This is a genomic window from Providencia sp. PROV076 (assembly GCF_028483405.1).
Classification (GTDB): domain Bacteria; phylum Pseudomonadota; class Gammaproteobacteria; order Enterobacterales; family Enterobacteriaceae; genus Providencia; species Providencia huaxiensis.
Map to the genome: position 1 here is coordinate 231,355 of NZ_JAMPRR010000016.1, position 24,282 is coordinate 255,636.

General features: G+C 41.5%; 21 protein-coding genes and 1 pseudogene. 9 read left to right on the forward strand and 13 right to left on the reverse strand.

Annotation, left to right across the window (positions count from 1 at the left end; translation table 11 throughout):
* Window positions 1-116 precede the first annotated feature (116 nt).
* The 5 genes from uvrB to bioB all read right to left on the reverse strand — a co-directional run bounded on the left by uvrB (window position 117) and on the right by bioB (window position 6,389).
* The gene (uvrB, locus tag PSF67_RS11125; RefSeq protein ID WP_102138361.1) at window positions 117-2,135 is read right to left on the reverse strand and encodes an excinuclease ABC subunit UvrB; all 2,019 of its coding nucleotides are present in this window, start codon (window positions 2,133-2,135) and stop codon (window positions 117-119) included.
* Between the two features lie 626 nt (window positions 2,136-2,761).
* Complete coding sequence (bioD, locus tag PSF67_RS11130) at window positions 2,762-3,439, reverse strand: dethiobiotin synthase (RefSeq protein ID WP_210848329.1); 678 nt, start codon at window positions 3,437-3,439, stop codon at window positions 2,762-2,764.
* Window positions 3,432-4,217 carry a malonyl-ACP O-methyltransferase BioC gene (gene bioC, locus PSF67_RS11135; RefSeq protein ID WP_272676918.1) on the reverse strand — a complete coding sequence of 262 codons (786 nt, stop codon included), beginning with the start codon at window positions 4,215-4,217 and terminating at the stop codon, window positions 3,432-3,434. Before bioC ends, bioD begins: the two co-directional genes overlap by 8 nt.
* Window positions 4,195-5,352, reverse strand: coding sequence for an 8-amino-7-oxononanoate synthase (bioF, locus tag PSF67_RS11140; RefSeq protein ID WP_239978855.1), 1,158 nt, complete (start codon window positions 5,350-5,352; stop codon window positions 4,195-4,197). Before bioF ends, bioC begins: the two co-directional genes overlap by 23 nt.
* The gene (bioB, locus tag PSF67_RS11145; protein WP_102138357.1) at window positions 5,352-6,389 is read right to left on the reverse strand and encodes a biotin synthase BioB; all 1,038 of its coding nucleotides are present in this window, start codon (window positions 6,387-6,389) and stop codon (window positions 5,352-5,354) included. The genes bioF and bioB overlap by 1 nt, the downstream gene beginning before the upstream one ends.
* 93 nt (window positions 6,390-6,482) lie before the next feature.
* Here bioB and bioA point away from each other — a divergent pair, with 93 nt between their 5' ends.
* Window positions 6,483-7,751: an adenosylmethionine--8-amino-7-oxononanoate transaminase gene (gene bioA, locus PSF67_RS11150; RefSeq protein WP_272676919.1), complete on the forward strand. Its 1,269-nt coding sequence runs from the start codon at window positions 6,483-6,485 to the stop codon at window positions 7,749-7,751.
* A 163-nt stretch (window positions 7,752-7,914) separates the two neighbouring features.
* On the opposite strand, the gene pgl is transcribed toward bioA, so the two are convergent.
* Window positions 7,915-8,901, reverse strand: coding sequence for a 6-phosphogluconolactonase (gene pgl, locus PSF67_RS11155; protein ID WP_272676920.1), 987 nt, complete (start codon window positions 8,899-8,901; stop codon window positions 7,915-7,917).
* A gap of 289 nt (window positions 8,902-9,190) precedes the next feature.
* On the opposite strand from pgl, the gene PSF67_RS11160 reads away from it, so the two are divergent.
* Entirely contained in the window at window positions 9,191-10,009 is an 819-nt protein-coding gene (locus PSF67_RS11160) for a pyridoxal phosphatase (protein ID WP_102138351.1), read from the forward strand.
* A 209-nt stretch (window positions 10,010-10,218) separates the two neighbouring features.
* Here the strand turns inward: PSF67_RS11160 and modC are convergent, their stop codons facing one another.
* Genes modC through modA form a run of 3 tightly spaced genes read right to left on the reverse strand, consistent with a single transcriptional unit; the run spans window position 10,219 to window position 12,779 of the window.
* On the reverse strand, window positions 10,219-11,286 hold the full coding sequence (gene modC, locus PSF67_RS11165) for a molybdenum ABC transporter ATP-binding protein ModC (RefSeq protein WP_102138350.1): 1,068 nt from the start codon (window positions 11,284-11,286) through the stop codon (window positions 10,219-10,221).
* A 1-nt stretch (window position 11,287) separates the two neighbouring features.
* Window positions 11,288-11,977, reverse strand: a complete 690-nt coding sequence (modB, locus tag PSF67_RS11170; protein ID WP_004256724.1) for a molybdate ABC transporter permease subunit — start codon at window positions 11,975-11,977, stop codon at window positions 11,288-11,290.
* A gap of 25 nt (window positions 11,978-12,002) precedes the next feature.
* Window positions 12,003-12,779: a molybdate ABC transporter substrate-binding protein gene (gene modA / locus PSF67_RS11175; protein ID WP_166266355.1), complete on the reverse strand. Its 777-nt coding sequence runs from the start codon at window positions 12,777-12,779 to the stop codon at window positions 12,003-12,005.
* Between the two features lie 335 nt (window positions 12,780-13,114).
* Here modA and PSF67_RS11180 point away from each other — a divergent pair.
* A pseudogene (locus PSF67_RS11180) lies at window positions 13,115-14,071 on the forward strand (ElaD/SseL family deubiquitinase); the annotation flags it as partial.
* Between the two features lie 53 nt (window positions 14,072-14,124).
* Here PSF67_RS11180 and PSF67_RS11185 read toward each other — a convergent pair.
* Entirely contained in the window at window positions 14,125-14,277 is a 153-nt protein-coding gene (locus PSF67_RS11185; RefSeq protein WP_004256731.1) for an AcrZ family multidrug efflux pump-associated protein, read from the reverse strand.
* Between the two features lie 218 nt (window positions 14,278-14,495).
* On the opposite strand from PSF67_RS11185, the gene modE reads away from it, so the two are divergent.
* The 5 genes from modE (at window position 14,496) to PSF67_RS11210 (ending at window position 19,766) form a co-directional block, all read left to right on the forward strand.
* Window positions 14,496-15,284 carry a molybdenum-dependent transcriptional regulator gene (gene modE, locus PSF67_RS11190; RefSeq protein WP_166266349.1) on the forward strand — a complete coding sequence of 263 codons (789 nt, stop codon included), beginning with the start codon at window positions 14,496-14,498 and terminating at the stop codon, window positions 15,282-15,284.
* A gap of 144 nt (window positions 15,285-15,428) precedes the next feature.
* Window positions 15,429-16,898 carry a molybdate ABC transporter ATP-binding protein ModF gene (modF, locus tag PSF67_RS11195; RefSeq protein ID WP_102138346.1) on the forward strand — a complete coding sequence of 490 codons (1,470 nt, stop codon included), beginning with the start codon at window positions 15,429-15,431 and terminating at the stop codon, window positions 16,896-16,898.
* A gap of 205 nt (window positions 16,899-17,103) precedes the next feature.
* Entirely contained in the window at window positions 17,104-17,934 is an 831-nt protein-coding gene (locus PSF67_RS11200; protein ID WP_272529894.1) for a CPBP family intramembrane glutamic endopeptidase, read from the forward strand.
* 177 nt (window positions 17,935-18,111) lie between these two features.
* Window positions 18,112-18,864 carry a 2,3-diphosphoglycerate-dependent phosphoglycerate mutase gene (gene gpmA / locus PSF67_RS11205; protein WP_102138344.1) on the forward strand — a complete coding sequence of 251 codons (753 nt, stop codon included), beginning with the start codon at window positions 18,112-18,114 and terminating at the stop codon, window positions 18,862-18,864.
* Between the two features lie 161 nt (window positions 18,865-19,025).
* A complete protein-coding gene (locus PSF67_RS11210; RefSeq protein WP_102138343.1) occupies window positions 19,026-19,766 on the forward strand; it encodes a hypothetical protein in 741 nt (246 codons plus the stop codon).
* A 66-nt stretch (window positions 19,767-19,832) separates the two neighbouring features.
* On the opposite strand, the gene aroG is transcribed toward PSF67_RS11210, so the two are convergent.
* The 3 genes from aroG to nadA all read right to left on the reverse strand — a co-directional run bounded on the left by aroG (window position 19,833) and on the right by nadA (window position 23,071).
* A complete protein-coding gene (aroG, locus tag PSF67_RS11215; RefSeq protein ID WP_102138342.1) occupies window positions 19,833-20,888 on the reverse strand; it encodes a 3-deoxy-7-phosphoheptulonate synthase AroG in 1,056 nt (351 codons plus the stop codon).
* A gap of 353 nt (window positions 20,889-21,241) precedes the next feature.
* On the reverse strand, window positions 21,242-21,964 hold the full coding sequence (pnuC, locus tag PSF67_RS11220; protein ID WP_102138341.1) for a nicotinamide riboside transporter PnuC: 723 nt from the start codon (window positions 21,962-21,964) through the stop codon (window positions 21,242-21,244).
* A 66-nt stretch (window positions 21,965-22,030) separates the two neighbouring features.
* Window positions 22,031-23,071: a quinolinate synthase NadA gene (nadA, locus tag PSF67_RS11225; RefSeq protein WP_102138340.1), complete on the reverse strand. Its 1,041-nt coding sequence runs from the start codon at window positions 23,069-23,071 to the stop codon at window positions 22,031-22,033.
* Between the two features lie 251 nt (window positions 23,072-23,322).
* Between nadA and PSF67_RS11230 the strand changes: the two genes are divergently transcribed.
* Window positions 23,323-24,192, forward strand: coding sequence for an aminoglycoside 6-adenylyltransferase (locus tag PSF67_RS11230; RefSeq protein ID WP_166266343.1), 870 nt, complete (start codon window positions 23,323-23,325; stop codon window positions 24,190-24,192).
* The last annotated feature ends 90 nt before the right edge of the window (window positions 24,193-24,282 follow it).

Below are 24,282 nucleotides of genomic sequence, written 5' to 3' on the forward strand. Positions count from 1 at the left end.
AAATAATTTGCGTTGTGGGTAGGCGGCAAGTGAAGGCAGCTCGGGGAGCATATGACCCGAGTGACTAAACGTAGCCAACACCCCCACAGCGTGAAGTATGAGGAAAATGATGAAAATTAGGAATTAGCGATAAACTGAGAGCGTATCTCCTGCAATTCGTCTCGGACTCGCGCAGCCGCTTCAAATTCAAGGTCTTGAGCATGCTTATACATTTGCGCTTCAAGCTGTGAAATCCGTTGCTCCAACTCTTTTGTCGACAGTGATTGAATATCAACCGAATTATTATTTTTACCATTGTCTTTCGTACGGCTTTTTCCTTTACCGCCCACTTTGTGACCAATTTGCAGGATATCACCGATTTTCTTATTCAAACCTTGCGGAACAATGCCATGTTCTTCATTGAACGCCATTTGTTTAGCACGGCGACGCTCTGTTTCTGTGATCGCTTTTTGCATGGAGTTGGTGATCCTGTCTCCATAGAGGATTGCCTTACCATTTAAGTTACGGGCCGCACGCCCTATGGTTTGAATCAGCGAACGTTCCGAACGCAAGAAACCTTCTTTGTCCGCGTCTAAAATAGCCACCAGAGATACCTCTGGCATGTCTAAACCTTCTCTTAATAAGTTGATCCCAACTAGTACATCAAACTCGCCAAGTCGCAGGTCACGAATAATTTCCACGCGCTCCACTGTATCGATATCGGAGTGAAGATAACGCACTCGCTCCCCGTGCTCTTCAAGATATTCCGTTAAATCCTCTGCCATGCGCTTTGTTAAGGTGGTCACTAACACACGTTCACTTTTTTGCACACGAATACGAATTTCAGATAGTAAATCATCCACTTGCGTAGAAACTGGGCGAACTTCAATAATCGGATCAAGTAGACCTGTTGGCCTAACAACCTGCTCAATCACTTCATTGCCTGATTTATCGAGCTCATAGTTACCCGGTGTTGCCGACACATAAATAGTTTGCGGCGCTAAAGCCTCGAATTCTTCAAAGCGCATAGGGCGGTTATCTAATGCAGAAGGGAGACGAAAACCGTATTCCACTAAGGTTTCTTTTCTTGAACGGTCCCCTTTGTACATCGCACCTATTTGCGGAATAGTAACGTGAGACTCATCCACCACCAGTAAGCCATCAGCAGGTAAATAATCAAATAATGTCGGTGGTGGCTCGCCAGGAGCACGACCCGATAAGTAGCGTGAATAGTTTTCAATACCTGAACAATAACCGAGCTCATTCATCATTTCTAAGTCAAATTGTGTTCGTTGAGCAATGCGTTGTTCTTCAAGTAATTTATTGTTTTCCAGTAATACTTTTCGCCTGTCTGCCAATTCAACCTTAATCTGTTCCATGGCCTCAAGAATACGTTCTCTTGGTGTGACATAGTGCGTTTTTGGATAAACGGTAAAACGGGGAACACGATGCTGTATTTGCCCTGTCAATGGGTCAAATAATGACAACCGTTCAACTTCGTCATCAAATAGCTCTACACGTAAGGCATATTCGTCTGATTCCGCAGGAAAAATATCGATAACCTCACCACGGACTCGAAAAGTCCCTCGTGTAAAAGCTTGGTCATTACGCGAATATTGCAAATCCGCTAAACGCCTTAAAATTGAGCGCTGGTCGATGATCATGCCATCGGTGAGGTGCAACATCATTTTTAAGTAGCTATCCGGGTCACCCAAACCGTAAATAGCGGACACAGAAGCCACCACAATCACATCTCGGCGTTCGAGTAAGGCTTTGGTTGCAGATAGACGCATTTGCTCAATGTGTTCGTTTACAGAGGCGTCTTTTTCAATAAAAGTATCTGAGCTTGGAACGTATGCTTCTGGCTGATAATAGTCATAGTAAGAGACGAAATATTCCACCGCGTTATCTGGAAAGAAGGCTTTCATTTCGCTATAAAGCTGTGCAGCTAAGGTTTTATTATGTGCCATTAACATGGTAGGCCGGTTCTCTTGCGCAATAACATTGGCAATTGTGAACGTCTTACCGGACCCCGTTACGCCTAATAGAGTTTGATGAGCAAGTCCATCTTGTAGCCCTTCCCTTAACTTATGGATAGCTTCGGGCTGGTCCCCTCCCGGCTGAAAATCAGAATACAGCTTAAAATCCTTACTCATATTAACGCCCCTTAACTAGTTTCTCCCATTATGATACTGGATAAAAAACCAGCTTCAAGTATTGAAGCTAAATTTTCTGTTATTCTCCGTTCTAATATGTTTATAAAAATGTTATCCCCAAAAAAGTACTTGACCTTTTTGAAACTTTATATTTTATGCTATTGCATTTTTATGCCGTATCTCAAATACAAATTGAAGTCTTGATTTTATTTAACCATTTGTATTTATTATAGATTAATTTAAAGTCCAGAATCACATCAAATAAAGTCAAAGCCGCTTGCCACCTAGCGTAGAACTTGTTTTATAACGTTAATACACAAGGTTATCCACAGAAATGGTGGATAACTCTTGAAGCCCTTTCGGCTCATGGATTCACGAGATCTTGAAGATTTGTTCAATGAAGGCTAAATGACAAAAAGATGGCAGTTTAATGAAAAAATTTTTACGTAGTAACCACGATGAAAAACAGATTTTATCTTTTTTATTAAGATCTGAGTGGTATTTTTACTGAAAAACTTGACAGTATTTAAGTTGAGAACGTTAAAAAAGATCGGATCTTTATTTAACAATCGATCAACCCCAAGCCATTAGCGCTGCTTGGGGAAAACATGTCTATTTTTATATAATCAAATAGTTAATAAAGAAAGATCCAAATAGCGTCCTAATTTGCCGCTAAGTGTTTTTTGGTGCGGGATCACGCCTAAACAAGGTGCTTTAATCATTCGATTAAGTGTCGACAAATATTGCGCTTGGAAAACACCTGCGGGTTCAACTTCATTGGCCACCCAGCCTACCACAGATAAACCTGAAGCTTTGATAGACTCCATGGTTAACAGTGCATGATTTATACAACCTAACTTAACCCCAACGACTAAAATAACGGGTAGCTGCTGTTCAATCACCCAATCTGCATACGTTTTTTCTCTGGATAGCGGGGTATACCAGCCACCAGCACCTTCCACTAATAGCCAATCAGCTTGGGACTTCAAATAAGCCAAGCCTTTATTTATCACTGAAAATTCAATGGGTTGATTTAGTTCTTCACTGATAATATGCGGTGAAGTTGGCGCCTCAAATACAATCGGGTTAATCGCCTCATAGGGTAATTTAACCTGACTATTGGCTTGTAATAATAACGCATCGCTATTACGTAGCCCCTCTGCCGTGCGTTCACTTCCTGATGCGACTGGTTTATAACCCACTGTTTTCCAGCCTTGTTTTCCCGCGGCTTGCAACAAAGCACAGCTCGCCACAGTTTTTCCGACCTCAGTATCCGTTCCGGTTACAAAGTACGTTTTAGTCACGGTAAAGCACTCCAAACACCGTATGATAAGTTAAAGGTAAGCCTTGTTCTGTCATTGGATAGAGCAAAGCAAGTTGCTGCAAATGCTGGCGGGTCATTAGCCCCGCTTTACGCTTCGTGGTCAAGTGTGTCGCGCCAATCCCTTTCAGTGAATGAAGCAGCGCTATTAACTCAGGAAAATGGAGTGTATCCTTCTGAAAAATAAGTTCATGTCTCCATGGCTGACAACTATTTCGTATCTGCTGAACACTGAGAAAGGCATTCACATGTGAATAGCCGTCAAGTGAATGCCAAGCTGAGGATAATTCTGTCAGAGAATGCTCTGCAAGTGTGGTGAACACCACTACTCCCCCCGGTTTTGTCACTCGATATAACTCGCTTAATGCTTTGCTCAGATCTTGGCACCATTGGACCGACAAATTGGAAAAAACCACGTCAAAGAGTTGTGGATCCAATGGAATGGATTCTATATCCGCACATAAATAATGATCGGCAACGGCTTTCGTTTGCGCCATTTCGAGCATTCCCACAGAAAGATCTAATGCGGTGACGCGATGCCCTTGATTTTTCAGTTTATGGCTGAAATACCCCGTACCGCACCCTGCATCTAAGATATGCAATGGCACCGTTGATTGTGAGTGATTTAAGGCTGAAGCCAGTTGACCAAGCAGTTGTGTTCCTGTTGATCGTTGATAACTTGCCACTGCGTCATAACTTTTAGCCGCACGGCCAAATGCCGCCGCAATTTTATGCTTTTCACGACTGAGCGATAAAGTCATGTAAAGCCTCCAATAATTGATCGATATCTTGACGTTGGTGTGCAGCACTTAACGTGATCCGTAACCTAGCACTCCCTGGTGGAACTGTTGGCGGTCGGATCGCTTGCACCCAAATGTTTTTTTTGCGTAAAAAATTGGCTAACTGTTGGCTCGCTTGGTTTTCACCAACAATTAGTGGCTGAATGGCCGTGGTTGAATCAGTTAGCTGCATACCATCAAAGTCAGCATTATGTCTAAAATATTTAATATGTTGGTTAAGCTTTTCTCTTGCGTGCTCTGCGAGCTTAATTTGCTCAACGGCTGCTAGCAGTGCGACAGCCTGAGCGGGTGGCATTGACGTGCTATAAATTAAATGACGTGCGGACTGTACAAAATAGTCAGCCGTTGGCTCATCACACAGCACCGCTGCGCCACTTAAACCAAATGCTTTGCCAAATGTCACGACTAAAATTTCAGGTTTAATTCCACTCGCAAAACAGCTGCCACGGCCTTGCTCTCCGATAACGCCAACACCATGAGCATCATCAACCATCAACCAAGCTTGCTGATTTCTAACGATTTCCTGCAATTGTTGAAGGGGAGCACTATCACCATCCATACTAAAAACCCCTTCCGTGACGACAAGCGTTTTTCCTGAAACGGGTTTTTGAATTAACTTATTAAGTGATAGAGGATTATTATGCTGAAAGCGCCTTAATTGGGCCCCTGAATGAATCGAGGCCTCCATAATCGATGCATGGCTAAGTTTATCCGCTAAAATACGATCATTTGCCGTCATTAATGCCGTGATCACCGCATGGTTCGCAGCAAAACCTGAAATAAACAGTAAGGCTTTCGGGTAGCCTAGCCAATCAGCGAGCGCTTGCTCTAATTTATCATGTGCTTTGGTGAACCCGGTAATATGCCCCGATCCCCCACTTCCCACACCATATTCATCAGCACCGCGTTGCCACGCGGCAATTACTTGAGGATGGTGAGATAGCCCCAAATAATCATTGGATGAAAAATTAAGAAATTCTTTTCCAGCTAGAAAAAGTGAACGACCATTAGCACTATCAATACAGCGCCGTTGACGCCAGATAGAAGCCTGTTTACGCTGCTCTATCTGGTTTTGTATAAATGATTGCCAAGTCATTATACTGCTGCGTTATAAAATTGATGGTTATCAGCGGTTAACAGCGTTTCGGCTAACTTAGCAGCTTGATGGTTATCCCCTTCGTCAGTTTCAATTCGCTCAGGGTTAATATTCAGTTTTCTAAATAGTGCTAAATCTTTGTTTTCATCGGGGTTTGGCGTCGTTAATAATTTACACCCATAGAATACGGAGTTCGCACCGGCCATAAAACATAATGCCTGAGTTTGCTCATTCATATATTCACGACCTGCCGATAGCCTAACGTATGACGTTGGCATCATGATACGTGCAACGGCAATAGTGCGAATAAAATCAAATGCATCGACATCTTCGTTATCGGCCATTGGGGTTCCTTCAACTTTCATCAACATGTTGATCGGCACACTTTCTGGTGGCTTCGGTAAATTTGCCAATTGCACTAATAATGCCGCTCGGTCACTGACTTTCTCACCTAAACCTAAAATCCCACCAGAGCAGACTTTGATCCCTGCATCTCGTACATTTTCGAGTGTATTCAAGCGGTCTTGATAACTGCGAGTCGTAATAATATTGCCGTAGTATTCAGGAGAGGTATCAAGGTTATGGTTATAATAATCTAACCCAGCTTCTGCTAAGCGTTGAGCTTGGGAATTATCAATCATCCCTAATGTCATACAGGTTTCCATCCCTAATGACTTCACTTCTTTTACCATCATCTCAAGATAAGGCATATCGCGTTCTTTCGGATTCCGCCACGCAGCCCCCATACAAAAGCGGGTTGAGCCTGCTTGCTTCGCTTTTTTCGCGGATTCCAGCACTTGCTGAACTTCCATTAACTTTTCAGTTTCTAGCCCTGTTTTATAGCGCGCACTTTGCGCACAATATTTGCAATCTTCAGGGCAAGCCCCGGTTTTAATCGATAACAACGTACTCACTTGCACTTGCTGCGGGTCGAAATGTTGGCGATGAATTTGCTGTGCCTGAAATAATAATTCAAAAAAAGGCATTGAAAACAGTTCATTAGCTTGTTTTATTGTCCACTGTTTTAATTGGCTCACGGAAACTCTCCAGTTGAAAAAGTTGTTGCCAGTTTAAATATTGCGACTATCATGTCAACTAAAATGATCTAAAAAAGTTGACGATAATAGCAAATGGATAATGTAGATATTCAGTTTGATGCCAAACATATTTGGCACCCTTATACCTCGATGAGCCAACCAATTCCGGCTTATCCGATAGTTGAAGCCCATGGCGCTGAGCTAATCATGGCCGATGGAAAAAAATTAATTGATGGTATGTCTTCATGGTGGGCTGCTATTCATGGTTACAATCATCCTGTATTAAACCAAGCGGTAACAACGCAATTAGCGAAAATGTCCCATGTGATGTTTGGCGGGATCACCCACCCACCCGCAGTGAACCTATGTAAGCAATTGGTTGCCATCACACCAGAGCCGCTGGAATGTGTCTTTCTTGCCGATTCCGGCTCCGTGGCGGTTGAAGTTGCTCTAAAAATGGCATTGCAATATTGGCAAGCCAAAGGGGAAAAGCGCCAGCGGATCCTCACATTACGTCATGGATATCATGGAGATACCTTCGGTGCGATGGCCGTTTGTGACCCTGATAATTCAATGCATGGCCTGTATAAGGGGTATTTACCTCCGCATATTTTTGTGGAAGCGCCTCAATGCGGTTTTTACGACGAATGGGACAGCACCGATTTGCATCCTCTTGAAGTACAACTTGCCGAAAATAGTGATGAAATTGCAGCGATCATCCTTGAGCCGATCGTCCAAGGTGCCGGTGGTATGCGCATCTATCACCCTGAATATTTAAAGGGAGTCCGCCATTTGTGCGATCAGTATGGTTTGCTATTGATTGCTGATGAAATTGCGACTGGTTTTGGTCGTACAGGGAAATTGTTTGCTTGCCAGCATGCTGATATATCACCCGATATTATGTGTTTAGGTAAGGCACTAACAGGTGGTTATATGACACTTTCAGCCACCCTCACAACTCGCCATGTGGCAGAAACCATTAGCAATGGTGAAGCAGGTTGTTTTATGCATGGGCCAACCTTTATGGGTAACCCTCTCGCCTGTGCTGTAGCGGATGCCAGTTTGACCTTATTACTCAATAGCCCTTGGCAGGAAACAGTTGCCGATATCGAACAACAACTTAAGGCTGAATTGATGCCTTTAATATCCCACCCTAGTGTTGCAGATGTGCGCATTCTTGGTGCAATTGGCGTAATTGAAATGAAGCGGCCCGTAAACACAGCCGCTTTACAAAAAGTATTTGTGGAAAATGGTGTTTGGGTTCGCCCATTCGGCAAGCTGATTTATGTAATGCCACCGTATATCATCACCCCCGAGCAACTCAGTAAAGTGACAAATGCAATGGCAAAAGTGTTGGGATAGCACGATAAACTCAATGAAAATCGAAGTGATTTTTACTGAATTTTTAATCTAGAGTATTTCATAAATCATTTGAGCTGTAACAAGGCGGCAAGTGAAACTAAGCCCTAGGAGCATACACCAGTATGTGACTAGGGTTAGTAAACGTAGCCAACACAGTTACGGCTCAAAGGATGACTGAAATGACCCACATAGGACCTTTCCCGACCATATACCTTCCTATTTGCGTCAATTTCCCCGTAATTGGGTCAATTTCAGAGACTGAAATATGGTCTGACTTTTGCCCGCTCGAAATTAAAAAACGGCCTGTCGCATCAATATTAAAGCCCCTTGGGTGCATCTCTGTTGGGTAACGTGCTTCTAATGTTAGCTCGCAACCGTCATCAGAAACCAGATAGTGGCTGAGGTAGCTTTCTGAGCGCTCACTGACATACAAATGGCGGCCATCTGGCGTAATATGGATATCGGCAGCCCAGCGCTGGCTTTCGTTACCTAATGGGTAATTTGCCAAAGTTTGCATATTACGATAGCGAGTAAATTTATGATACACGCCTACCGTTGAGTCTAACTCATTCACACAATAAATGACTTTTTCACTTGGATGGAAGGCCAGATGACGAGGGCCTGATTTCGCTGCTGTAGTAATTTGATCCGCAGTTGCTTCGGTTAAATAACCATTTTCATGTAAATCGAATAAACGGATATGGTCTTCGCCCAAGCAAGGAACCCAAAGCTGTTGGTTATCAACATCAACATGAGAAGAGTGTGGATTACGCAAGCCTTCAATAACTTGGACGACTTGATTTGGCACACCCTCGCCATTGATGGCCAGCACCGATAGGTTGTGTTGATGGTATGAAGGGACAAATAAATATTTGCCCGTGTTATCCAATGATAAGTGAACTGGCGTTCCCGGAACGGATGTTTCTGCTTTTAAACGCAGTAACCCTTTCTCTTCAATTTCATAGGTTACGACGCGAAAATTCGGGCGCACGCCAATATAAAGGTGTTTTTTATCATGGCTTAGTACCATAGGTTGCACTTGGCCTGGTGTTTTTACCGTTTGTAAAAGAGTAAGTTCACCAACCTCATTCATTGACCACACGTGAATTTGCTGACTCTCGGGGCTAGCAATATAAACAACCTGATTCATCCTGACTCCTTAATTCATGATAAAAATACAAAAAGTATCGATGACATCACTATACCTTATATTACTTAAATTGCTGCTAGTAATTGAACCCAGCACAGGCTCGGACCGACAAGGAATGAATAAAACTAAAACGGTTCAGTTCGTTACTATTATCCGCTATGATGATAAAACAACCTTAGCTAACTAACATAAATATGATAGTTTATAGCTGTGCTCAATAAATCCTCATATCCTATACTGATGCTGCGAATCGTCGTATAGATAACTCTAAAATCACGTGGAGCCGTTTATGTCATACCGCGTTATTGCGCTCGATCTTGATGGAACACTGCTTGATCACCAGAAAAAAATCCTGCCAGAATCGTTAGCTGCTTTACAAGAAGCTCGCCGCCAAGGCGTTAAAGTGATCATTGTGACAGGTCGTCATCATGTCGCTATTCATCCGTTTTACCAAACCTTAGACCTTGATACGCCAGCGATCTGTTGCAACGGAACTTATCTATACGATTATTTAGGCAAAAAAGTCCTAAAGTCCAATCCAATGACCCTCGATTCCGTTACACAAATGATAGACAAGCTGCGTGGAACGGATATTCAGCATTTAATGTATGTTGATAACGCTATGTTATACAACGCAAAAACAGAGGGCATCCAGCGTACACTTAATTGGGCCGAATCCTTACCTGTTGCACAGCGCCCAGCCATTGAATTTGTTGAAGACTACGCCGATGTGATGCATCACTATGATTCTATTTGGAAATTTGCTGTTAGCTCACCAAATACGGAGCAACTTCATCAAATCGTTAGTGAAATTGAAAATGACTTTGGTTTAGATTGTGAATGGTCTTGGATGGATCAAGTGGACGTCGGTCGCAAAGGCAATAGCAAAGGCCAACGCTTAAAAGAGTGGGTCGAATCCCAAGGGATGACGATGAATGATGTTGTGGCTTTCGGCGATAACTTCAATGACTTAAGTATGCTGACCACCGCAGGTTTAGGCGTTGCCATGGGCAATGCCGTTGATGAAATCAAACAGCAGGCTAAGTTAGTCACTCGCATTAACACAGAGCCAGGTATTGCCGAAGTTATCCGTAAATACGTTCTGTAATCTTCTCGTGAATTATCAGTTCAAAGGAAAGCCCCGCTTTCCTTTTCTTATTTTCTATTGCCACAGCGCCAAGAACGATACCCTTTACTCTAAGTCATTGGTGTTGTGGCTAGGCGGCAAATGAAGCTATCCCAAGGAGCATACAGAAGTATGTGACTTGGGTAGCTGAATGTAGCCAACAACGCCACAGCGACAAGGACGACGAGTAATTATAGATGACGTGATAATGATACCGCCTTCACTTGCGCATACACCTTGCGACCCTTACGAATAGAAAGCTCATCCCTTGCCCAGCGAGTGATCCGCGCCCATAAATAATGTTCTTCGCCTAAATCTAGCTTCACATCCACTTGTTCGCCATCTTCAATCCATTCAACGACTTCTGCGGCTAAAATATTGCGAATACTACTCACTTGTGGCTTTTCGAGTACCAAAGAAACATCAGCGGCGTCAATACGTATCCGTACATCAGCCCCCTGCTGTGCCTCAACGCGTGGGATCCACAGTTTTTGGCTACCTACAATCACCGCTGTCATTTCATAATCAGGGTGTTGGCTATGCACCGTTGCACTCACCACACTGCTTAACGTTTCTTGCTGTAGCCAAGGGCGCAAAGCACTACTTGCCCAAACGTCTTCCAAAGGGCCAAACGCTTTTACTTTTCCTTGCGCCATCACAATGACTTTATCCGCAAGGCGTAAAATTTCATCCAAACTATGGCTGACATATAAAATTGGAATTTTAACGTCTTGGGACAGTTTTTCTAAATACGGTAAGAGTTCGCGCTTTCTGGGCAAATCCAAAGAGGCTAGCGGCTCATCCATCAGTAGAATTTCAGGTGCTGTGAGCAAGGCTCTACCAATAGCTACACGCTGTTTTTCACCGCCAGATAGTGTAATTGGATAACGATTTAGCAGTTTTTCTATACCAAGCAAGCCGACAATATCATCAAAGCGGTCTTTCATTATAGGTGACATGCCATAACGCAAATTGCTTTTCACCCGATAATGAGGAAATAACCGTGCATCTTGAAACACATAACCGATATGGCGTTGTTCCGGTGGTAAGCAAATACCTTTTTCCATATCCACCAATGTACGGCCATTTAGCACAACTCGCCCTGTATTGGGTTTCGTTAACCCACCTATCACATTGATAAGCGAGGTTTTACCTGCACCTGAAAGCCCAAAAACCGCAGTAATGCTTTCCGTTGGCAGTTGTGTTGTGACTTCAAGCTGTAAGTCCCCTAGTTTTTGAGAAAAATCGAGTTCTAACATGCTAAGCCACCCCCAAACGCTTTTTACCCCAACGGGTGAGCCACTCTGAGATCAATAATGAAATCAAGGCTAAAATAATCGCAATGACACATAAACGCGCAGCGTCTACCTCCGCTCCCGGCGTTTCAATTAAGGTGTACATCGCTAATGGGATGGTTTGTGTTTCACCGGGTATATTCGAAACAAATGTAATTGTGGCACCAAATTCACCAAGCGAACGTGCAAATGCTAATACTGTTCCGACAATAATGCCGGGAAGAGAAAGCGGAATGGTTATCGTGAAAAAAACACGCAACGGTGTTGCACCTAATGTCCTCGCGGCTAATTCCAATTTTTGGTCAACCGCCTCAAGCGCTAAACGAATTGCACGCACCATCAGTGGAAATGCGACCACGGCAGACGCAAGCGCAGCCCCTCGCCAACTAAAGGTAAAACTAAAACCAAACCAGTTATATAACCATTCACCAATAAAACCGCGTTTTCCCATACTGATCAACAGTAAATAACCCACTACCACTGGCGGCAGCACCAGTGGTAGATGGATAATACTATCGAGCAGTGTTTTTCCAGGAAAATTACAGCGAACTAGCACCCATGCCACTAAAATACCTAACGGTAAACTGAAAATGACAGCCACACTGGATACTTTTAGGCTTAGGTAAATCGCTTCCCATTCATAAGGACTTAACATCTGCAAAAAAATGCTCTCTTAACGTTTATTGAGTACGAGGTTCAAAACCGTAACGTTTGAATACTTCTGAAGCCGCTGGGGTTTTTAAGTATTCATAATAATCACGCGTTGCTTGGTTATCTTGATCTTTAACAATCGCCATTGGGTATTCAACAGGTTTATGGGTATCTGCTGGGAAAACACCAACGACTTTCACTTTTTGGCTAGCGACAGCATCAGAACCATAAACAATCCCTAAAGGGGCTTCTTGGCGTTCAACTAATGCCATACCGCTACGCACGTTATTCGTACGTGCTAACAGCGGGTCAACCGTTTCCCATGCACCTAAGTTGCTTAATGCCTCTTTCGCATAGATACCAACAGGAACATGATCAGGGTCACCAACGGCTAAACGGCCACCGTCTAACAGTTTTTTCCAATCAGTTTGTTTATTAATTTCAACTTTATCGATTTTTGCATCTTTCGGTGCGATTAACACCAATTCATTACCTAATAATGTATAGCGCGTATCTTCCACCATCAACTTTTTATCGATGGCGTAATCCATCCATTGTTGATCAGCAGAAATGAACAAGTTAGCGGGTGCGCCTTGCTCAATTTGACGAGCCAAAGTTGAAGAAGACGCATAAGAAGCAACAACTTCAACTTTCGTGTCTTTTTTATACTGCTCTGAAATTTCATTCAATGCATTCGTCAAAGAAGCCGCTGCAAAAACCGTAATTTTATCAGCTGCAAAGCTATTGCTAGCCAGAGTTAATGTCAATGTTGCGCCAGCAAGAAGTGATACCAAACCTTTTTTCATTTTAATTCACCATAGTATTAATCAACACGCTATATATAACAGGACACAGCGATAACTTAAAGTCAAACTACGTATAAAAGTGTGCTGGCTCAAGAAATGATGCAATTTTGTTGCATGTTTTCCCTAAAACTCCACGAGCGATGAAAAATCCCCCAACCGTAAAATCGTTTTTATGTAGAGAACAATTTATTTCCTTTGTAATTTTATCGGCACAAATTGTGCATATTTCAGTATTTCATTCTACTTTTACAAACGACATAGCAAAGGTAATTATATGGGGACGTTTTCGACAAAACTAACGACTCACCTTATGGCTGAGTTAACAATTTAATGGGTTATTTGATAAAGAAATAGCACCTGAAACCTTAGATTCTTTAGCAAAATCGGCGAGTGATGGAAACTTAGAGAGTATTGATTTATTGCATAATATTGCTCTTAGGCAAGACTCTGCAGGAAAAAATGCAGAAAACATCCTATTTGATTTATTTAGTGGAAAACGTTCCGCGGTAAAAGGAATCGATAAAGAAATACAAAAAACCAGTCAGGTTCTGTATCAATCCAAACACCATAGAGAGGCTTTTAAACACCCTTCTAAACTGTTGTATATCATTGGCTCAACCCTAGAAAAACTCGACGATAAAATCGAATTAACCCATTTATTTGCGCAAAACCTACCACCAGTGTTAGGTCATGAATCAGATCTCTGGGGTAATAACCGGATGATAACAAGCGATGAAATTGGCTCTACCGATAAGAGAGAAACGGGATCCTCGACAATGTTAACGGTTAATAGCCCTATTGGCCTCATGCAAAATAATGAGAACCTACTATATGACATAGTTTCTCAGAAAATTATAAGCCAACAACCTCTTAGCCAACTGGAACTATTTCCTGTCAATATTAATAATAACCATTGGGTCTTATTTGTGCTTTACCAAGATGAGGTAAAAAATGAGATACAGGGGATGGTTTTTAATTCTTTTTACGAGCTCGACTCGGAAGCTAAACAGAAAATTGCGCAAGCAGCTGAATTAGCTGGAGCAAAAAAAATTCATTATATTGAAAAGAATATTCAACAATATGTCCCTAATGGATGTGGGCTTTTTGTTCATCAAGCAATCAAAGAACTTACAGAACAGACACCAACGGACCCCATTGAAGCCCTAATGCAGTTCCAATCCTCTTTTTCAGAGAAAACCAGTGAAGAACAACAACAATTTAATATTCAAAAGCGCAGGCAATTATATTCTAGCTACCTAGATAGCCTAAAACCAAAAAGAAAAACCCCCTGACAGCATTTACCATCAAAGGGTCTATAATTAATTCGAATAGTATTCGCTAAGCGTTACTTATTCTCAGTATTATGATGATGAGGTACGTGTGCTTTAGACAGTAAGTTAAAGAACGCGCCCAAACCATAGATCAAACCCATGATCAAAAACATAACAACTGGAACCATCATCAGGGCAAAACCCAGACTTTTAATTAGTTCTAACATAGGAAAAAACCTCTTCAGTGATACTGTACCCACCAGCCTACAAGATACGCTGACGAGGGAAAACTTGACTCTCAATACATTGAGTATAAATCAAATCAAAATAATAACGCACAATTACGTTATAATGGAGACTATTTTAGACAAAATATTATACTAACGACATACTAAACGTGCTTTTTACGTCTGTCATCACCAGCCACACCGGAAGGGAGGAATTTATGCAGGCCGAAATTTTACTCACACTGAAACTACAGGGCAGTTTATTTGCTGATCCTCGCCGTATCGCGCTACTCAAACAAATTAAAGCGACAGGCTCTATCAGCCAAGGGGCTAAACTTGCTGGGATCAGCTATAAAAGTGCTTGGGATGCCATCAATGAAATGAATCAACTCACTGATGATATCCTTGTTGATAGAGCAACAGGGGGTAAAGGCGGTGGCGGTACAACACTCACACACTACGGTGAAAGATTACTTCAACTGTATGATTTATTAGCACAAATCCAACAAAAAGCCTTTGATGTTCTAAAAGAAGACAATCTCCCTTTAGACAGCTTATTAGCAGCTATTTCACGGTTTTCATTGCAAACCAGTGCTCGTAACCAATTTTTTGGTACTTTAATTTCCCGTGACCACATGCAAGTTCAGCAACATGTGCAAATTCGCTTATCAGATAACAGTACTGTGATTAATGCCGCACTAACAGAGCAAAGTGCTAACCGTTTAGGGTTAACTGAAGGTAAAGAAGTACTCGCATTGATTAAAGCGCCTTGGGTAAAAATTACTAAACAACCCGCCCCAACTGGCTTTGATAACCATCTTGAAGGGAAAATTACCACGTTAGAGCGAGGTAATGAGAACAGTGAAGTCATTGTGACACTTACAGGCGGTGAAACGTTATGTTCAACCATGCCAAACAGTGAAATTGATAGTCAATCATTGAAAGTGAATAATAGCGTTACCGCATTATTCAATGCGGACCAAGTGATTATCGCCACCCTCTGTTAGTGTGCTAACTAAGCTTACTTGCTATCATAAGTGAGTAAGCATTCACCTTTTTTCTCTTACCATGCTGTTCAGCTGTTGACTTTATCTTCAATCCTGATTATTTGTGATAGATGACAAGGTAAATAATCATGATAAGGAAGCTTGATGGGCACAATAACAATACAACATGGCAACTTTAAGCTCAGCGAAATACAAACTTTAGACATTCAACAACTTAATATCGAAAAAGGGGATAATTGGGCTTTTATTGGTGCCAATGGTAGCGGTAAATCTTCACTTGCTCGGGTACTTTCTAATGAACTTCCCCCACTTTCTGGCGTTGTAAAAAATACATTCACCTCTCCAGTTCGTCTATCATTTGAACAATTACAAAAAATTATCAATGAAGAATGGCAGCGCAATAACACAGATATGCTCAGTGATGATGAAGATGACACAGGGTATACAGCCGCTGAAATCATCCAATTTAACCATAAAGACAATGAATATTGCCTTGAGCTTGCCGCTCGCTTCGGTATCAGTGACCTGCTGTCTCGTCGGTTTAAGTACCTTTCCACAGGAGAAACTCGCAAGGTACTGTTATGCCAAACATTAATGGGTAACCCCGACCTGCTAATCCTTGATGAGCCATTTGATGGCCTAGATGTCTATTCCAGAAGTCATCTTAGCGAGCTGCTATCAAGTTTGTCTGAAAAAGGCTTAACTTTAGTATTAGTGCTAAACCGCTTCGATGAGCTCCCAGACTTTATTGAAAACATCGGTGTCGTCGCTGACTGCAAGTTAACGATGGCAGGAGATAGAGAGTCAGTACTCGCTAACACGCTAATAACGCAATTACAACACAGCGAGAAAATTAAGCAGCTTTCCATCCCTGAAACAGAGGACCCCACCACAGACGAAAAACTGGATGACACGACACCCCGTATTATTTTGAGAAATGGTATCGTTAGCTACAATGACGAACCGATATTGCACGGGTTAAATTGGCAGGTAAACCCAAACGAACACTGGCAAATTATCGGTGAAAATGGGGCTGGAAAATCAACGTTACTGAGCCTGATCACAGGGGATCACCCTCAGGGATACAGTAATGACCTAACGTTATTTGGTCACCGTCGTGGAACAGGAGAAACCATATGGGATATCAAGCGCCATATTGGTTACGTCAGCAATAGCATTCACCAAGAATACCGTGTCGCCACCAGTGTACTCAATGTCATCATTTCCGGTTTTCATGATTCTATTGGCTTGTACCAAACCCCTTCCGACCGCCAAATACAATTAGCGTATGAATGGTTAGCTTTGTTAGGTTTTTCAACGCAAATAGCTCAACAACCTTTCCATAGTCTTTCATGGGGGCAACAACGCTTAGTTTTAATTGCTCGCGCGCTAGTTAAACACCCTGCTATGCTGATCTTAGATGAGCCATTGCAAGGTCTAGATGGTCTTAATAGGTTGTTAGTTCTGCGGTTTATTGATGTCATGCTAAGCCAAGGTAACACACAGCTCCTGTTCGTCAGCCATCATCAAGAAGACGCCCCTGCTTGTATTACACATCGGCTCACTTTTGTCCCTGACAAGGGTAAATACCGTTACGATATTGAAGAGCTTTAATTTTTAACTTATTTGCCAATAGATGCGATAAAACTATTGGCAAATTTAATCTACTGTTTAATAAATAGTGACGAAATCACACGAACACAATCTATTGATTTTACTTAACTTATTATTTTGTTGATTATTTTAAATTAGAAAATTCACACAAAACCATTACACTGCGCCCCTTCTAATAATTTAGACATCTTAATGGATATTCTTTATGGCTTGGTTAATGTTAGCCTCTTCACTTACAGCGCTTGCAACACATCGTTTAATTGCACTTTTTTTACTCGCTTGCACAATTATTACCGCAGCACTTACACAGGTTATTGATTGGCAAGCAGTTCTGCTATTGGTTGGTATTACAATAATTGTCATTATTCGTTTGCGTATCCAACACTATTTATCCATAAAAATTATCAGTGAAACTACCTTACTCGTTTGTGCAGTTGGCCTCTTTATTCACTTATTTCCCGGGTTTAATAACCTAAAATATCTCGATAAAGTTTCCGTAGGCGCGCATAGCGCCCCTTTCACAATGTATTTTAATTTTGATAAGGCACTCGTCCCTTTTATTTTATTTGCCTGCTTACCAACGTTATTTGTCTGCCGGCCAGCCAAACATGCAACTAAAGTTCAATGGGCACTGCTGGTTATTTCTGTCCCACTTTTATTGTTAATCGCTACTGCCGCCGGTGGATTAGCCTTTGAATCACATTTCCCTAGTTGGCTACCGGCCTTTGTGCTCTGTAATCTATTTTTTGTTTCCTTAGCGGAAGAAGCGCTATTTCGAGGATATTTACAGCAACGTTTAACCCTTTGGTTAAAATCCCCATACCTCGCATTAGTGATTGCTTCGCTGTTATTTGGTGCTGTACATTTTGCTGGTGGACCACTGTTAATTCTCTTTGCTACGTTAGCGGGTTTGATTTATGGCCTAGCTTGGATGTGGAGTGGTAAATTATGGCTTGCTGTATCGATTCACTTCGGGTTAAATTTGGGACATCTGTTATTTTTTACTTATCCTGTAAAAATGGTGGTGAGTCAATAAAAAGGCAAGGCAACGAATTTTAAACTAAGTTTCACATGAAAATTTCTTTGATCGTGACTTTTTTGATTTGGTTTAGATAAAACGTAAGTTGCTACTGGCGTTCGAGTTGACTATCCCTATAATGTAGGTCAGCAATAATTCATTTTTAATTTGAGTGTACTGATAGGAGTTTTAGCTATGGCTGTAACTAAACTGGTTTTAGTAAGACACGGTGAAAGTGAGTGGAACAAAGAGAACCGCTTCACAGGTTGGACTGACGTAGAACTGTCTGATAAAGGCCGCGAAGAAGCAAAAATTGCAGGCCAACTGCTAAAAGACGAAGGTTTTGTTTTTGATTTTGCTTACACTTCCGTTCTGAAACGCGCTATCCATACTTTATGGAATATCCTTGATCAAGTTGAACAGCAATGGTTACCTGTTGAAAAAAGCTGGAAACTGAACGAACGCCATTACGGTGCACTGCAAGGTTTGGACAAATCAGAAACCGCTGCAAAATACGGTGACGAACAAGTTAAATTATGGCGTCGTGGTTTTGCCATCACTCCTCCAGATCTGACTAAAGATGATGAGCGTTTCCCTGGCCATGACCCTCGCTATGCGAAACTGTCAGAAAAAGAACTGCCTGTCACTGAAAGCTTAGCAACCACTATCGAGCGTGTTGTCCCTTATTGGGAAGAAGTGATTAAGCCTCGCGTTGCTAGCGGTGAAAAAGTCATCATTGCGGCTCACGGTAACTCTTTACGTGCCTTAGTTAAATACTTGGATAACATGGGTGAAGATGAAATTCTGAACCTGAATATCCCAACTGCGGTCCCAATGGTTTATGAATTCGATGAAAACATGAAGCCAATCAAACGTTACTATTTAGGTAACCAAGATGAAATCGCAGCTAAACAAGCTGCAGTAGCAAACCAAGGTAAAGCGAAGTAAGCATTTACGATTGCTATCGATAGAGGGTTAAGCGAAAGCTTAGCCCTTTTTTTGTCATAATTATCTTTCTTTTCCGCAAAATTCATTAACTCAAGGTGTAAGAAATCACAATAACCGACTATCATAGGGAAAACAGATTGAAAGGTTGATAAAACAATAAAATGAACAAATTTAATATGTATGTTTGGGTTGGTCTTGTACTTAGCGCCAGTATTTTAGGTTCTCTGCTGTATATGATCCAAGGCGGTGAATTAGTCGTTGATGGTTCAAATGGTGCAGCTAATGCCGAACTGATGAAAACCTTAATGATCATTGCTTGTGTCAGCTTTCCAGTACAAATTATTAGTATGATGGTGATGACTTATAAACCTCGGTTATCCATTGTTCTTGCGGTATTAAGTAGCCTCGCATTAATGCCAATCACCATTGTGTTTACCATGGGAATGATTTTCTCTGCGATCCGTTGGCGTTACCATCAACTAAACCAATTTGATACCTCATTAAATGTTCAATTTGACCAGCGCGTTGAGTTCAACAAACGCAATAACCGTATTTTAGTCGTTGCACTTGGTTTAATTAGTGTCACTTTTATTATATTGAGCCAAAGCTTGGGGATGTTTCTATTTGTTTTCACAATTTTCCTTGGTTACTTTGGCAAAAAAGCGAGTGACAGTATCTATTTAGCGATTAAAGATTCATATTTCTATATTCGCCCAAATATTTTCGCCTACTGCTATCGTATTCCATTAAAAGAGGTGAAATATGTTAAAGGCGAGAAAGGCAAAGTACACTTTGATGTTCAAGTCGATAATGAAGTACTGCAATTAACGGCAACGCCAGCGAATGCAACACCGGAAGAGCAAGCTAAGCTGGAAGAATTATTAAATAGAATTCAAAAATAAAATACCATAAAAAAGCCAGTTAACGATGTTCTTTCATCGCTATCACTGGCTTTTTATAACTAAGTTTTATCGATTGCGGCGGGCAATCACTGCATCCGATAATTGACGTAACACTTTTTCAGTATCACTCCAACCGATACACGCATCTGTCACACTTTTACCGTAAACTAGTGGCTCATCAGATTCGAGATTTTGGTTACCTTCCACAAGATTACTTTCAATCATAATTCCTGTAATTGAGCGGTCACCTTGGCTGATTTGCTCGCTAACATCTGTTGCCACTTCCATCTGTTTTTCGAATTTTTTACAGCTATTCGCATGACTAAAATCAATCATGATACTCGGCACAAGCCCTGCTTTCTCTAGCCCTTCACGTACTTCTTGCACATGCTTAGCACTGTAATTCGGCTCTTTACCACCACGTAAAATAATATGGCAATCTGGGTTTCCGCTAGTGTTCACAATAGCAGAATGTCCCCACTTAGTTACCGATAAGAAACAATGAGCTGAACGTGCTGAATTAATTGCATCAATTGCAATTTTAATCGTACCATCAGTACCATTTTTAAAGCCGACAGGGCAAGATAAGCCTGACGCTAACTCACGGTGAATTTGTGATTCAGTCGTACGAGCACCGATTGCCCCCCAACTCATCAAGTCTGCCACATACTGTGGGCTGATGACATCTAAGAATTCACCCGCAGTCGGTAAGCCTTGGTTATTGATTGTTAACAGCAATTCACGTGCAATACGTAAACCTTCATTAATATCAAAGCTACAATCCATTTTAGGGTCATTAATTAGCCCTTTCCAGCCTACTGTTGTGCGCGGCTTTTCAAAATACACACGCATCACGATTTCCAATGAGCCTTTTAATTCCTCACGTAATTTACCCAAGCGCTCAGCGTACTCTAAAGCCGCTTTAGTATCATGAATTGAGCAAGGGCCAATGACGACCACTAAACGGTCATCTTTACCGGCTAAAATATTGTGGATTGCCAGGCGTGCTTCATGAACGGTAAACGCAGCTTTGTCGGTTGCTGGAAATTTTTCGAGCAGAGCAATTGGTGGTAATAATTCTTTAATTTGTTTTATTCTGACGTCATCGTTCTGATAATTCATACCCGTATATCCAATGTTTATTATTTTTTACTGTAGTTGATTTACATGCCAAATTTATCCACGTTAGTTTCGCTCGAACAAAGCGCAGAGTAGACAGCTGAATTTCCTCGCTGTACCCAAAGGATAAAAGAGAATTAGCATCGAAATTTTAATCTAACCGTTCAACAGACATCTGTAAACAGGCAAGCGCACGATAAAACTAGGACTTTATTAGCCGCCAATTATAAAATGAGGTGAAATGTTGAAATTTAGCACAATAAGTCAGCGAAAATAGCATTTTACAGAGCAAATAATAGCTAAAACAGCTAAATGACGATAATGTCACTTTCGCTGTTTTAGTCGATTTTTTCTCTCTAAGTGCGGGAAATAGGCAAAGAGCCGTTTTCTTTTGCTGATTTTATCCAAAGTCTAGAGCCATTTAGGGCGATACCTAATAAAATTAAGTATTCTAATGACATGGCATAAACGCCTTGAATAAAGAAAATCACAATACTGATGACGTTAATAATGACCCACAATAACCAGTTTTCAACATACTTACGCGTCATTAAAATCATTGCGACAACAGAAAGAATGGTCATTGCTGAATCCCAGAATGGGAATGCGTCAGGCTCTATCGTAGGCATCGCAAGGTTGGCACCAAATAGGTTTAATAACTCGACAGCCCATCTCGCAAGCACACCAAATACCGCATCAATATTAAATGTCAGATAAATAATAGCGATGATTGAAATAACGAGTGTGATAGCGGCTTTTGGTAAGCTCAACCAACGAATTTTTAGTTCTGCTTGCTGTGAACTAGTCACTCGGCTCCATGCGTACCAGCCATAGATATTAGCAACAAAGAAAAATATCTGTAGCAATAAATTTGCATATAGCTGAATTTGAAAGAAAATAACCGCGAATAGAGAAACATTAATTAACCCAAACAGGTAATTAATCGTTTTTTCTAGGCTAGCAAGCAAAATGCAAAGTAAGCCGGCAATCGTCCCCACGGCTTCAATGTAAGATAAATCATAAACTGAACCCCAGAGTGGGATCTGCACTAACGTATTGGCTGTACTAAAGAAATCCATCCCAAAATCCTTTATAAGTGATCGTTAATGTTGTATTGCTCAGTACTTCATTCAAATTGTATTTTATTATTTTAGACTCTCTGCAAAATCTAGCATCTTATTTAATGGTCGTAATGCTTTTTCTCGTAATATTTCACTAACTTGAATTTGATGGCCTTGGGTACTCCCTTCTAAAGCATCAGCAATCGCTTTTAAGCCATTCATTGCCATCCAAGGGCAATGTGCACAAGTGCGGCATGTAGCGCCCTCACCCGCTGTAGGAGCAATGTAAAGCGTCTTATCCGGGCAAGCTTGCTGCATTTTGTAAAAAATACCTTTATCCGTCGCCACTATCATCGATGGGTTAGGTAAATTTTGTGCCGCTTTAATTAACTGGCTTGTAGAACCCACCGCATCTGCAAGGTCGACAATCGCTTGTGGTGACTCGGGGTGAACCAATACCGCTGCCTCGGGGTACAACGCTTTCATTTTTTCTAATGATTGGGTTTTAAATTCATCATGAACAATACAAGCCCCTTCCCAACAAAGAATATCAGCGCCTGTTTGCTGTTGAACATAGCGTCCGAGATGGCGGTCAGGAGCCCAAATAATTTTCTCACCCAAGCTGTCAAGGTGCTCGATTAACTCGACAGCAATACTGGATGTCACCACCCAATCAGCCCGCGCTTTTACTGCTGCTGATGTATTCGCATATACCACAACAGTCCTATCAGGGTGCTCATCACAAAAACGGATAAACGCCTCTTCAGGGCAGCCTATATCCAGAGAACATTGGGCTTCTAATGTTGGCATTAAAACTTGCTTTTCTGGGCTGAGGATCTTTGCAGTTTCCCCCATAAATTTCACGCCAGCAACAACCAAAGTTGAAGCCGAATGCTTAGCACCAAAACGCGCCATTTCCAATGAGTCTGCAACGCAACCTCCCGTTTCTTCAGCCAATGCTTGAATTTCAGGGTCGGTATAGTAATGTGCAACGATTACCGCATTTTTATCCACCAAAAGCGACTTAATCTTCTGCCGATAAAAGGCTTTTTCATCCGAGCTTAATCGTGCTGGTTTTGCTGGGAATGGGTAAACTGACTGGTCAAAATCGATAAACACGCTCATTGGTTGCCTCTGTTTAGCAAAAAGCGATTTTATCACCTTGTATAAGTTTAAAACCGCAAGTTTACGCACATTTTGTTTTATATACTAAACAAGATACCCCACTTAGCTTAATAAGTCTCCTTTCTTTTTACCTATCGAATGACCTTTTGAGCTCATATTTTGGCTTTTTTACACTTTTTACGTTTGAACCTTCGCTTTTATATGCCTTTATCGGTATCGTAGCAGCCATTGTTATACTTAATAGGCAAGTTATGGAATCACCTGCATCTTTAATAAATAAAATTATCTCTATTTCATTACTCGATCCAAGAATTGAAGCAGTCATATTGACGGGATCTCGTGCTCGGGAGCAAGACATTGATAGCTATTCAGATATTGATATTGAGTTGATTGGCCATGGCACAACTGAAATATTTAAGCAGAAGTCTTGGATTAATCAGTTTGGTGAACCTTTAGTTGCTCTTCATTTGCTAAATCTTGAAGAAGATGCGCCTGATTGGCCAACCTGTTTGGTCATTTTTAAAGAGGGTCGTAAAGTGGATTTCACCTTTGCCGAACCTGAGCGATTATCTAAGATGAAGCAGGAAGGTTTAGATGCCACTTTTTCTCGCGGCTTTGCAGTATTACTCGATAAAACCGGGATCACCGAAGGCTTACCTGAAAGTATTAATCAACAAGTACTCACACCACCTCAATTCACTGCGGAGCAATTTACTGAAGTTGTCTCTGACTTTTGGCATGAAGCTCATCAGGTCACGGTAGCTTTAACTCGAGATGAATTATGGGTCGCATGGTCAAGAAGTGCTGATATGAAACAGTATTTTTTGACCATGATAGAACGTCTAGTCGCTATGCAAAATGATGATGTTTGGTATAAAGGACGTAACTACCATGAATGGATGCCTAAGAAATATATCAAAGCGCTAGAAATTATCTTTAATTGTGGAACCGCACATAGCGCAGCATTGTCTCTTCAATGCTTAATGCGTTGCTTTAATGAGGCCACTACCGAGCTCGCTAGCCTGCAAGGCTTCGATGATATGCAGCTGATGGCAGAGCAAATGCAAGAATTGCTTATTGGTATTTTACAGGATAACGCCCTACTCCCTGAAATACTGTAAAATAAGGTAACTAAAGCACAACGAAGGAACGTAGTGCTTTTATTGCCGAAGTACGACCAATCGAATATATATTATTGACTTAAAGGATTT